Source organism: Microbispora amethystogenes (genome assembly GCF_016863015.1).
In the GTDB taxonomy this organism is placed as follows: domain Bacteria; phylum Actinomycetota; class Actinomycetes; order Streptosporangiales; family Streptosporangiaceae; genus Microbispora; species Microbispora amethystogenes.
This window is the reverse complement of record NZ_BOOB01000023.1, coordinates 17,727-29,517: the sequence shown is the minus strand read 5'-3', so window position 1 is coordinate 29,517 and position 11,791 is coordinate 17,727. Positions and strand designations below refer to the sequence as shown.

Genomic DNA, 11,791 nt, shown 5'->3' with positions numbered 1-11,791 from the left:
CGCGGGCGGTGAACCCGGTCGCCCCCTGGGTACTGACCGAGGAGTAGCCGACCCAGTCGCCGTTGTCGATGTAGCCGACCGTCTTGCCGCCGCTCGCCGTGGTGTGGTTAGCCTGCTGCACGCCCGACTGCGACGTGTACGACTCCGCCTCCACCGTGGTCGCGGCGGAGTTGGTCAGTGAGAACGTGTCCAGGTCGAACAGGTTGCCGGCTCCCCCGGTGAAGACCAGGAACAGCGGCCCGGAAGCCGACCCGCTCAGCGTGGTGGACACGGTCGTGAAGGTGTCCCAGTTCCCGGTCACCGGGACGGTGACCGAGCCCAGCATGGTCCCGGTCTGCGAGCCGGACCGCACCTGGATGGTGCCGCCCGCTCCGGCGGACGAGACGCGGGCGGTGAACCCGGTCGCCCCCTGGGTGCTGACCGAGGAGTAGCCGACCCAGTCGCCGTTGTCGATGTAGCCGACCGTCTTGCCGCCGCTGGCGGTCGTGTGGGACGCCTGCTGGATGCCTGACTGCGAGGTGTAGGACTCGGCCTCGATCGTGCCGCCGCCACCGTTGCCGGGGGGAGCGCAGTTGGCCTGCACCATGCCCGCGGCGTACCTGATACCGCCGAGCAGCAGACCGCGGAAGTTCGCCTCCGAGTAGGACGCGATCGTGTGGCCGAGGCCGGTGTAGAACGACCGTCCGGAGGCCTGCGGGTGGCACCAGGTGATCGGGTGGTCGCCCATGTTCCCGCCGCTGTAGCTGGTCTCGTCCAGGCTCTGCAGCACGTGCGTGGTGGACCGGGGGTTGGTGCGGTAGTTGTACCACTCGTCGGTCCGCGTCCACGTGGCCGGCAGGCCGGTGGTCGCGGGATGCGTGGCGTCCTCGGTCTTTATGTTCGCCTGCTGGATCGCCGGGTGACTGTTGAACCAGGCACCCACCAGCTGCCCGTAGTACGGCCAGTCGTACTCGGTGTCGGCGGCGGCGTGGACGCCGACGTAGCCGCCGCCCCCGTCGACGTAGGAGGCGAAGGCGGTCTGCTGGGCGTCGTTGAGCACGTCCCCGGTGGTGCTGAGGAAGACCACCGCCTTGAACTGGGCGAGGTTGGCCGCGGTGAAGGCCGTCGAGTCCTCGGTGGCGGTGACGGTGAAGTTGTTCGCGGCACCCAGGTCGCGGATCGCCTGGATGCCCGCCGGGATCGAGTCGTGCCGGAAACCGGCCGTTTTGGAGAAGACGAGCACCTTGTAGGCCGGGTCGGCCGCCTGCGCGGCCGTGGGGAGTGACACGGTCGCGGTGAGCGTGGCGGCAGCCGCCACGCCGCACCGGAACACGGCGTTCCGGAACACCTTACGTAAGACTGTGAGCATGGCCGGTCCTTCCGTGTACGGCACGCCGTTCGTCCTGGCGTGCCAGGCCGCGGTGCGGACGCCTGACGGCCTCCGCACCGCGGCCTGCCGCTAACGGGTGATGGTGAAGGTGTCCACGTCGAGCAGGGAGCCCGTGCCACCGGTGAAGGTGAGGAACAGGGTTCCGGATGCCGAACCGGTCAGCGTCGTCGAGACCGTCGTGAAGGTGTCCCAGCTCCCAGTGTTGGCCACGTTGACCGAACCCAGCACAGTCCCCGTCTGCGACCCCGAGCGGATCTGGATGGTCCCGCCGGCGCCGCCCGAGGACACCCGAGCCGAGAAGTTCTTCGCGCCCTGAGTGTTCACCTGGGAGTACGCGGCCCAGTCACCGTTGTCGATGTAGCCGAGCGTGTAACCGCCGCTGGCCCCCGCGTGGCCGGCCGGCTGCACGCCGGACTGCGACGTGTACGCCTCGCCCTCGACCGTCTGGCTGGTGCCGGTGTTGAAGGTGAAGGCGTCGAGGTCGAACAGGTTGCCCGAACCGCCCTTGAACACCAGGTAGAGCGTGGTCGTGCCGCTCAGCGCGTTGCTGACGGGCACGGTGACGTTGACGAAGGTGTCCCAGCTGCCGGTGCTCGCGACGGCCGCCGATCCCAGCAGCGTGCCGGTCGCCGACCCGGCCCGCACCTCGAGCGTGCCGCCGGAGGCCGCCGAGGAGACCCTGGCCGTCATGCTGGTGGCATTGCTCAGGTTGTACGACGTGAAGGAGATCCAGTCGCCGTTGTCGATGTAGCCCACCGTCTTGGCGCCCTCCGCCGGGGTGTGGTCGGCGAGCTGGATGCCCGACTGCGCCGAGAAGTGCTCGGCCTGCCGGTGCCGCGGCTGGAGTGTGCGGGCACTGGTGGAGGTCAGGCCGCCCTTGTCGGTGTAGGACGCCTCGAAGACACCGTAGATGTTCGCCGCGGCGTCGTGCTCACCGTCGACCGGCACCGCGATGGAGCCCGTGCAGCCGGTCTTCGAGGTGATCTGGTGTCGGTGGCTGTCGTGGCCCAGGAAATAGGTAACCGTCACCTTCGAGCAGTCGATCGTGCCGTCCTCCGGGTCGCTCACGTTGACCTGGAAGGGCACTGTGTCACCGAAGGAGAACAGCTGGCCGTCCGCCGGCTGGGCCAGCGCCACCGTCGGCGCGGTGTTGCCCACGGTGATGATGACGTTCGCGGACCCGGTCAGCCCCTGGGGGTCCCTGACGGTCAGCGTAGCCGTGTAGGTGCCTTTGGTGGTGTAGGTCTTGCTCGGGTTGGCCGCGGTGGAGGTGGTGCCGTCGCCGAAGTTCCATGAGTAGCTCAGCGCGCCGCCCTCGGGGTCGGAACTGCCCGCCGAGGAGAACGTCACCGCAAGCGGAGCCGGTCCGGACGTCTTGTCGGCCGACGCCTTCGCGATCGGGTTGCGGTTGGTTCCTCCGATGTACTCGACTCTCCAGATGGCCTGGTTGTTGCTGCCCGTGCCGTAGTCGAGCACATACAACGCACCGTCGGGGCCGAAGGCCATGTCCATGACCTGCGTGCCGGTCCAGGGGAACGCCCCGATGTCACCGTACGTGCCGTCGGCCTTGACCTCGATCGCCTTGATCCAGCGGCGGCCGTACTCCCCCGCGAAGAACCTGCCGTCGAGCGACTGCGGGAACTTGACGCTGGAGTTGAGCGAGGCGTTGTACCGGTAGACCGGGCCGCCCATCGGCGACTCGGAGCCGCTGCCGAACTCCGGCGGGGAGCCGGAGTCGCCGCCGTACTTGATCCAGCTCGGCTTGGCCGCGGGCAGCGTGGTCAGGCCGGTGTTGCGAAAGGAGTTGTTGGCCGGGCCGCCCGCGCAGTTGTACTTGCCGAGGGAGGGACCGTTGGGGAAGGTCCACTCGCCGTAGGTCTCGGACGCGGTGTTGGTGCCGGTGCAGTACGGCCAGCCGTAGTTGCCCGGACCGGTGATCCGGTTGAACTCGACCTGCCCGCCGGGACCGCGAGTGGCGTCGGTGCCTCCGGCGTCCGGACCGTAGTCGCCCAGGTAGACGATGCCCGTGGGCTTGTCGACCGACATGCGGAACGGGTTGCGGAAGCCCATGGCGTAGATCTCGGGCCGGGTCTTCGCCGTCCCGGAGGCGAACAGGTTCCCCGACGGGATGGTGTAGGTGCCGTTGGCCTCCGGGTGGATCCGCAGGAGCTTGCCCCGCAGGTCGTTGGTGTTGCCCGAGGACCGCTGCGCGTCGAACTGCGGGTTGCGGTCGGTCCGCTCGTCCAGGGGCGCGTACCCGGCCGAATCGAACGGATTGGTGTCGTCACCTGTGGTGAGGTACAGGTTGCCCACCGCGTCGAAGTCGATGTCGCCGCCGACGTGGCAGCACTGCCCGCGGTCGTTGGGGACCTGGAGCACGACCTTCTCGCTCGCCATGTTGAGCGTGTTGTCGGCGTTCAGGGTGAACCGGGACAGGTTCAGGTTGCCCTTCCACTGGTCGAACTGCGCCTGGGTGCCGGTGGTCGGCGCGTCGCCTCCGGGCGTGCTCAGGGTGGGAGAGTAGTACAGCCAGACATAGCGGTTGGTCGCGAAGCCCGGGTCGACGGCGACACCCTGGAGCCCCTCTTCGTCGTGGGTGTAGACGTTGAGCTTGCCGGCCTGCTTGGTGTTGCCGGCGGCGTCGGTGACCCGGACCGTGCCGTCACGGGCCGTGTGGATGACCGAGCGGTCGGGCAGCACGGCAAGGGACATGGGCTCGCCGAGCTCCGCGCCGCCGCTGGCGAGGGAGATCTGCTGGTAGTCGGAGGCGGGAATGGTGGAGGCGTGGACCGCCGGGCCGGTCGCCACGGCGACCGCCGCTCCACTGGCGACCAGCGACATCGTGGTGAGCAGCCTCATCCACGGCCGAGGACGTGGTGACATCGGGGTCCTTCCTGACTCGGGGGGTTAAGCCAGGCAAGGCGCGCCGCCGCGCTGTTGCCGGGGTACTGCGAGGGGTCCCGGGATGGTTGGGGTGCGGGTGATGCGAGGGAGATCGGCCCGAGGTGTGCCAATAACTCGGCCTTTCGTCGCTCCGCAGGGCTCATTTCGTCGTCAGGTTGCCGACTTTCGTATCGTCAAGACGATTTAACCGTGTTTTAACATCTGTGCCCCGCCTCGTACAGCCCTGAGTACATCGCCACCACCTCGCCCTCGCGGACCGACCAATGCGGGAGGCCACCTCGAACGCTTCCTCAATCCACCCCGAGCAGGGCATCTTCCGCGCTCGCGGCCGCCTCAGCGGTGGCGAGGCGGTTCGACCTCACCGATGCCCAACGGGCGGTACTGCAGCCGCTACTGCCGGGTCGGGGCGGCCGTCGCTGTTCAGAAAGCGGCAGTTGGTCGACGGGATCCAGCTGCTGTCGATCGTGCTGACCGCCGGGCAGCGCGGGGACAGCACGCAGTTCACCGCGGTCTTCGGCGGCATCCGGGTGCCCTGCCTGGGCGTGGGACGGCCCCGCACCCGCCCCGACCGCGTCCTGGCCGACAAGGCCTACACCTCCGCGGCCAACCGCGCCTACCTACGGCAGCGCGGGATCACGGCCACCATCCCCCGCAAGGCCGACCAGGACGCCAACCGCCGCGCCAAAGGATCCAAGGCGGCCTCCCGCCTTCGACCCCGAGGTGTACAAGTGGCGCCACGCGGTGGAGTGCGGCATCAACCGCCTCAAACGCCACGGCGCTGTCGCCAGCAGATACGACAAATCGCCGGCCGCCTTCGTGCGGAGGTCGGTCGGCGGGCAACCTCCCCGCCTTCGTCGAGCGCCTTCAGGCGGATGGCTGGACGGTCTGCGTCATCGCAACGCCGTCAGCGACGAAGTTCGTCGACGCCGAGCGGCTCAGCACACTCACCGGCTACCCCGTACGGCACGACTACAAGCGGCCTGAGGAACCGGACGTGCTGCCGACGGCCGACGCCATAGCGGTCGTTCCGGCGACCTTCAAGTGGGCCCAGGGCATCAGCGACACCCTGGCCCTGGGCCTGCTGAACGAAGCCCTCGGGCTCGGCCTGCCGATCGTCGCCGTCCCCTGGCCCAACCACGCCCTCGCGAAGCATCCCGCCTTCCCCCGCAGCGTGGCCCGGCTCAAAGAGTGGGATGTACGGGTGATCCTCGATTGGGACCGCCTCCCCGCACCCAACTCAGGCGCACCAGGAGCCATCTCATTTCCGTGGGAGGAACTCAGCCAAACACTTCGAGCGGTTCGAGGAAATTTGAGATCCTGACTTCACGCTCTCGGTCTACTAGGGTCGAGGCGTTAGCAGAATCCACTACAACCCGTAGAGTTTTACCCATCTAGCATCCAGCAATATAAAAATCCAGGGGGTAGAACTCAAGCGCTCGAGACATGACGTAGTCAGGATGAACAGGATAGACAGGGTACCCTAATCATCCGCCCTCCAGTCGAGCGGACCTTTAGCAACAGACCCATCTGGACTGAACCCGAAGCGACGTAGCCGCGTTCCTTCATCGCCACGCCCAAGCGCTTCAAGCAGGAGAATCATCTGCTCGACAGCAAGCTGGTTTCCGGATTGCGCCTGCCTTCGCAACATTGTTATTGCCTGATCCGGCTCTCCATTTTGTTTCATTACCGCAACGATCTGCTCTAAAGCATAATAATCCCCTGCCTCTGCCCGCGCTGTAAGTTCCTCAATCCGACCTTCAGACGCAAGCAGCTCCGCAAGTCGCTTGGATGCATCAGACACTCCCATCTCAACTTGCAGCCGAAGAATCCTCAGAAGCTCTTCAGCTTCACCCCGTTCTGCAAGTATTTGAGCCAGTTGTTCAGCAGCATATTCATCGCCGCCACGTGCCCGGTCATCGAGGAAATCGATCAGCATATCTAGATGGCCCTGCTCTTCCAGCATCTCGGCCAGGCGTTTTGCCAGGTCGTCACCGCCCGCACTGGCCCATATCTGCAACAATCGCAGCAGATCCCCAATACGATTTCGCCTTAATAGCACTTCGGCAAGCCGCTCAATGGCGTAGGAATCGCCAATTTCGGCCCGCGAGTATAATATTTGAAGCAGCTCTTCCTCCTCGTCGGCAACCTTCAGGTTATCCATCAGCCATCGCAAGGCATGAGAATCTCCTAGAATGGCCCTCTGTCGCAACGCCTCTATATTGCCGGCCTGAGCAAGTATTTGTACAAGCTGTCGCGCGGCGTAAATGTCGCCATGGTCCGCTTGTTTCTGCAGGAGAGCGATCAACTCATCATTGCGCTCATGCTGCCGCAGATACTCGATCAACCGACGTACTGCAAATCCGTCGCCCGACTCCGCTCTCATGGTTAAGAGCTCCAGGAGTTCCTCCTCTCTCCCCTCCCGATCAAGTAGCTGAATAAGGAGCCGAGCCGCCTCAGCGTCTCCTGCATCTGCTCGGGCACTCAACCGATTGAGGACTTCCTCTTCAGAATATGCTGAATTTAGAAAGCCCGCAGTCGACAAAGACGACTTCGGATCGCCTCTCTCTTCGAAAGGCGAGGGAATCAAGGAGCTTTTTGTGATTAAATATTCCCTAGCATAGTCATCGCCTGCGTCAGCTCGAGATCGAAGTTCATCTACACGGCCTTGCTGCACCAACAGCTCCGCAAGCCGCTTCGCAGCGCTGTCATTTCCTGCGTCCGCGCGAGCGCTCAGCTCCTCCGTCCGCCCTTGCTCACTCAGCAGGTCCAGCAATTGTTCTTCGCACCACTTATCTCCACAATCGGCCCGTGTACGCAGTTCGTCAATTCGCCCCTCCTGGACCAACAACTCCGCATACTGTCTTGCAGCGTACGTTTCGCCGGACGCAGCCAAATCTAGAAGCTCATCGTAGCGGCGTTCTTCCTTGAGCAAGTCAACAAGTTGACGAACAGCGTACGGGTTCCCCTCACTAGCACCTGTGCGCATCAGCGGCAAAAGCTCATCTACTCTGCCCTGGTTACCCAGGAGTTCCATCAGGCACTTAGCAGCATACGGGTCCCCAGAATCTGCGAGAGTTCGAAGTTCATTCGTCCTACCCTGCTCCTTCAAGAGCTCTGCAAGGCAGCGAGCAGCATAAAGATCCCCACGATTAGCCATGGCCTGCAACTCGTCTACCTCACCTCGCTCGGACAAAACCTGAACAAGTTGGCGAGTTGCGTACACCTCCCCTTTCTGGGCCATCTCACGTAAAAGCGACATCAGCTCTTGGCTATAACCTTCTTGTGACAATATTTGTATCAGCTGCCGCGCAGCATCGGTCTCGCCTGATTCCGCCCGTATGCGCAGCACACTAAGCAATTCAGCAGTACGACCCTCCTCCTTGAGTAATTGGGTCAGCCATCTGCCAGAGTAAGAGTCGCCAGAATCCATTAGACTTCGCAAAAGATCAACAAGCTCATCGATCCTTCCCTGCTGCTTAAGCATCTCCGCTAATCGCTTTGCCGCAGCAATATCGCCAGCGTTCCATGCCTTCACATAGAGAGGCTCTGCATAGCAATAAAGAAGGCGACTGCGGGCGCTATCAGCTATACGTATTTGATCCGGCGGGTAGTTATGATGTTGAATCAAAGCCCTCCAGGTGCTTGGAGGAATCTCAGTTAGTTGTCGCTGGGAATGTAGATATTGCTCAAGATACTCAGTGATGGCGTAGCCCGAAATTTTGCCCATCGCCCTAGCTACAGGAGTTAGGGCCGCAACGGCGCCATGCAGAGTCTGAGTTGCATAAGCCAATGCTGTCTCGAACCAGTTCGCTGGCGCAGTAGCTCGGGCCTGGCCTGAACAATATCCAGGAGCCGCGCTTCGCAGCAGATCAGCAGTCAATGGAGACTGCGCACCTATTGAGGTGGCATCCGCAGCTGCGGTAATCACCGCGTGTGCGTATGGATCTGCACTCGCATATCTCGCTATCAACTGTGGAGCGGCCGCAATAGTCTGAGTGACTCCATAACCTCTAGATCGAAGCGCGACCGCGATTCGCGGGTCGCGCTTGGCGACTTCCTGAGCCCGGAGCCGCTCCGTCACGCTGAAGTCGGAATCTATCTGTACCACATCAGCAAGACGCAAGAGCTCCCGCTCCCACATATATGGATCCTCCTTGCCTACTTCAGGAGGTGCCAACATCGCCATGTAACGGTCAGGCCAGAGGGTACCGATAACGACGATTGATAGGTTCGTCCTGAGAAGGCTACGCAGCAAAGATGCTGTAAGTCCTCTAGGACCATCAAGGTACCTATGCAACTCATCAAGCCACACCACGGTGCGACCAACGGGGTCGGCTGCAAGGCCCCTGATATCCTCTGACTCACCCGGATGAACCAGCCACCAATCAGGAAGAGCTGCGAGAATAGCTTCATAGGCACATCTCGTCTTTCCTACCGAGGAGCCTCCCACTAAGAGAATGAAGCCACTGCTTTCTACTGCCGCTGCAAGCTGCATGCGGAGCGTGACGTCCACATCGCGGGTCACATAGAGAGGTAGCTTCCCAACTGATCCGCTGACCTCAATAGCAGCGTGAACCCCTAAATGTCGCGGATTGGCGTTCCTTACCTTCACTGCACCAGGCGGCCGGGAAATTGTCGCTGCTTGCGCGCGATCTCGTGCAGCAATCCAGCGCGGCACCTCTGCCTTGGGGACGCCACATGCACGCAGGAAAGTTTGAAGTGTCTCCAGCGAGGGTCGGCCGTTCTTCAGCACATCGCTGATCGTGCTGCGGGGGAGGGAGTCGGGCCGCACTGCCCGGCCGAGACCCTCATAAGTGAGGCCTTGCTGCTGACGGAGGGTGTTCAATGCGGCGGCCAAGTCACTCGCCGTGTTCACTGCGTCCGGGTCGGCTTCGCTCTCCTGCGGCCTCCGGACTTCACTCACACTCCACCCCTGTTCGGTTCACCTCGCCGGAGTCCGGCGTACATCTAGAGGGCTATCCAACACTAGATGATTGATTCCAAGGGCTGAGGTTCGCGAATTGCCTGCGGACGTGAAGCGAGGGTGTCCAAGATCGATTTGTGACGAAAGACCTGGACACCCTCGCCACCGCACTGTACGTGAAGGTCGACGACTACCTGATCGCTTTCCCGGACCTGGCTCCCGAACGTCCCCCGATCGGCATTCGGCCCTCCCTCAGCGACGCCGAACTGGTCACGATGGCCGTCTTGTCAGCGCTGCTCGGCTTCACCTCCGAACGCGCTGGCTGCGCTACGCCCGTGCGCACCTGCGTGCCATGTATCCCGTACCAGCCCACCCAGTCCGGCTACAACAAGCGGATACGAGCCGCAGCGACCCTCATCGTCCGCCTGATCGGGGTCCTCGGTCGCGATACCTCACTATGGAGCGACGACGTGTGGGTGATCGACTGCACCCCGGTCGAATGCGGCCGCTCCCGCCAGACCACCCAACGCAGCGACCTGGCCGGCTGGGCCGAGTACGGCTACTGCGCCTCGCACTCGCGGTTCTTTTGGGGCCTGCGCCTGCATCTGCTGTGCACGCTGGGCGGCCTGCCCGTGGCCTTCGCGCTGACCGGTGCCAAAGCAGATGAACGCACCACCTTGCTGGGCGTGCTGCACACCGCCGGCGACCTGGTCGCGCGCCATCCCGGGCAGACCATCATCGCCGACATGCAGTACTACGGCCGCGACTTCGAACACACACTGACCGCCGCCGGGCTGCGCCTGATGCGCTAGGCCCGCAAGGGTGAACCCCCGCGGGCCGGAACACCACTGTTCAAGCCCTTGCGTCAGACCATCGAGTCGATCAACCAGACCTTCAAGGGCCAGCTCGACCTAGAACGGCATGGTGGCCGCACCCCAGCAGGGGTGATCGCCGGTGTGGTCATCCGGATCCTGGCCCTGACCTGCGTGATCTGGCACAACGACAGGACCGGTCAGACGGTCAAGCGGTCACTGATCTCATACGACCACTGACCCAGCCGGGGGGCTTGGAATCAATTGTCTAGTCGACTCGACAGGATCGCATCCCCAGTCGTCTGACCATGTTGAGCGCAAAACAGATCATGAGTTCGAAGAGCCAAGTTCGGCTTGGTTCGGATCCATAGCCGGAACACGGCGCCCTCCCATGTGCTGGATCCGTGCCGCTCCTGGCACATAGCAGGCCGCTCCTGGCACATAGCAGAAGCTGAACGGAGAGCAGTACGTGAATCACACCTACTTCATGATGGGCGCGGTTGAAGTCCTCGATCTGATAAGGGCTTTACTTCAATGCGGGGCCGCCGGGGTCACACTTGTCAAGGGGGTGCGCGCTCTAACGCATGGGCGGCGTCGCTCAAAGCCTTCACGACCCTCATCAGACGATGCGCAGCCAGGGCAGACGGATCAATAGAGCGTAAGCCGACCTGAATCGCAACCCGTAACCTGAGCAGCCCGACGCCAATCCGAGATCGGGCTGCTCATTAGCTGCAGCACAAGGCGTTGCCCAAGCGGCAGCAAGCATGGGCACTCTCGATAAGGACAATAGTCAGACATTTTCGCCGCGATCGCGGCCGCGTTCAAGGCGGGCGGCGCTGATGATTAAGTCGGCCACGAGGGCCGACCGGCTCGACTTCGACCACGCCGCAGTCACCGAGACCGTCGCAGACTTCGTGACCACCAGGCTCGCACTCGCCGACTTCCCCACACCGCCCACGATCAACGGTGCAGCAGCGTCACCAGCAGGAAGGAAACCCAGTGAACGATCAAGCTCAGCGCGTACGGGAACAAGCCGAGCGACAGCGCCAGGCAGCGGATGCCCTCCGCGCCCGGCAACGCGCCGCCCACCGGGCGGCGCGCCTGCAGTGGCTGCCCGCGAACGATCCGGCATGGCTACGCAGCGCAGACCTGCTGCAGGTGAGCCGCGCCTGGGGAGCGGCCCTGCCATACGCGACGAGCGACCCGGGCGCTGAGCGCGCACTGCTGAGGTGCGAGAGCCGGCTCCGGGAGCTCCACCCGTATGCCATGAACCGCTATGACCGCCTGCGGGTCGAAGGACATACTCCCGAAGCAGCCATGCGAGAGGTCGCCCCCCTGTTCGCCCGGGAGCCACGTCCCCGCACCGGATACCCCGCTCCCGTTCGGCCTCAGCTGCCTCCGGCCGTGAAGCTCGCTCAGGAGGACTTCCCACACACCATCGACAAGGTCGTCGGAACGTGCGGCAACGCCAGGACGACTGCGGGAGCTACGGCGAAGCCAGCGCGGACAGCTGCACCTAATCGCCTTTCGTGATCGCCTGATTACGGAAGGATGTGAGAGGTGGACGCCCTCGCGCACAGCTATGTGTTCTGGATTGGCCTGATCCTGCTGCTCGTTGTGCTGTACCTCCTGCCCGCGCTGATCGGGCTCCTGCGCGGTGTCGAAGACTTCGCCCTGCTCTTCGCGCTCAACTGCCTTGGCGGCTTAACGTGCATTGGCTGGCCGGCAGCGCTGATCGCGGCGTTCATGCTCCCCACGTGCCACGACCGCCGTTGATCCTGG

Annotated in this window: 6 protein-coding genes and 2 pseudogenes; 4 read left to right on the top strand and 4 right to left on the bottom strand. The window is 63.6% G+C overall.

Annotated features, from left to right (window positions below):
- Together Mam01_RS17000 and Mam01_RS16995 are read right to left on the bottom strand one after the other, a co-directional pair.
- Window positions 1-1,348, bottom strand: a 1,348-nt coding sequence (locus tag Mam01_RS17000) for a ThuA domain-containing protein (protein WP_204286297.1), incomplete at its 3' end; no start/stop codon positions are given.
- A gap of 90 nt (window positions 1,349-1,438) precedes the next feature.
- A complete protein-coding gene (locus Mam01_RS16995) occupies window positions 1,439-4,252 on the bottom strand; it encodes a carbohydrate-binding protein (RefSeq protein ID WP_204286296.1) in 2,814 nt (937 codons plus the stop codon).
- Between the two features lie 284 nt (window positions 4,253-4,536).
- Here Mam01_RS16995 and Mam01_RS36710 point away from each other — a divergent pair.
- Window positions 4,537-5,028 (top strand): annotated as a pseudogene (locus Mam01_RS36710) (transposase); the annotation flags it as partial.
- A complete protein-coding gene (locus Mam01_RS16990; RefSeq protein WP_239101379.1) occupies window positions 4,962-5,594 on the top strand; it encodes a flavoprotein in 633 nt (210 codons plus the stop codon). The pseudogene Mam01_RS36710 and the gene Mam01_RS16990, both read left to right, overlap by 67 nt.
- Before the next feature lie 159 nt (window positions 5,595-5,753).
- Here the strand turns inward: Mam01_RS16990 and Mam01_RS16985 are convergent, their stop codons facing one another.
- Window positions 5,754-9,197, bottom strand: coding sequence for a helix-turn-helix domain-containing protein (locus Mam01_RS16985; RefSeq protein ID WP_204286295.1), 3,444 nt, complete (start codon window positions 9,195-9,197; stop codon window positions 5,754-5,756).
- A gap of 137 nt (window positions 9,198-9,334) precedes the next feature.
- Here Mam01_RS16985 and Mam01_RS16980 point away from each other — a divergent pair.
- Window positions 9,335-10,249, top strand: a pseudogene (locus tag Mam01_RS16980) (IS982 family transposase).
- 720 nt (window positions 10,250-10,969) lie between these two features.
- On the opposite strand, the gene Mam01_RS37355 reads toward Mam01_RS16980, so the two are convergent.
- Window positions 10,970-11,098 (bottom strand): hypothetical protein, encoded by a 129-nt coding sequence (locus tag Mam01_RS37355; RefSeq protein ID WP_275409015.1) that lies wholly within the window; start codon window positions 11,096-11,098, stop codon window positions 10,970-10,972.
- A 471-nt stretch (window positions 11,099-11,569) separates the two neighbouring features.
- Between Mam01_RS37355 and Mam01_RS16975 the strand changes: the two genes are divergently transcribed.
- A complete protein-coding gene (locus tag Mam01_RS16975) occupies window positions 11,570-11,785 on the top strand; it encodes a superinfection immunity protein (RefSeq protein ID WP_204286294.1) in 216 nt (71 codons plus the stop codon).
- Window positions 11,786-11,791 lie beyond the last annotated feature (6 nt).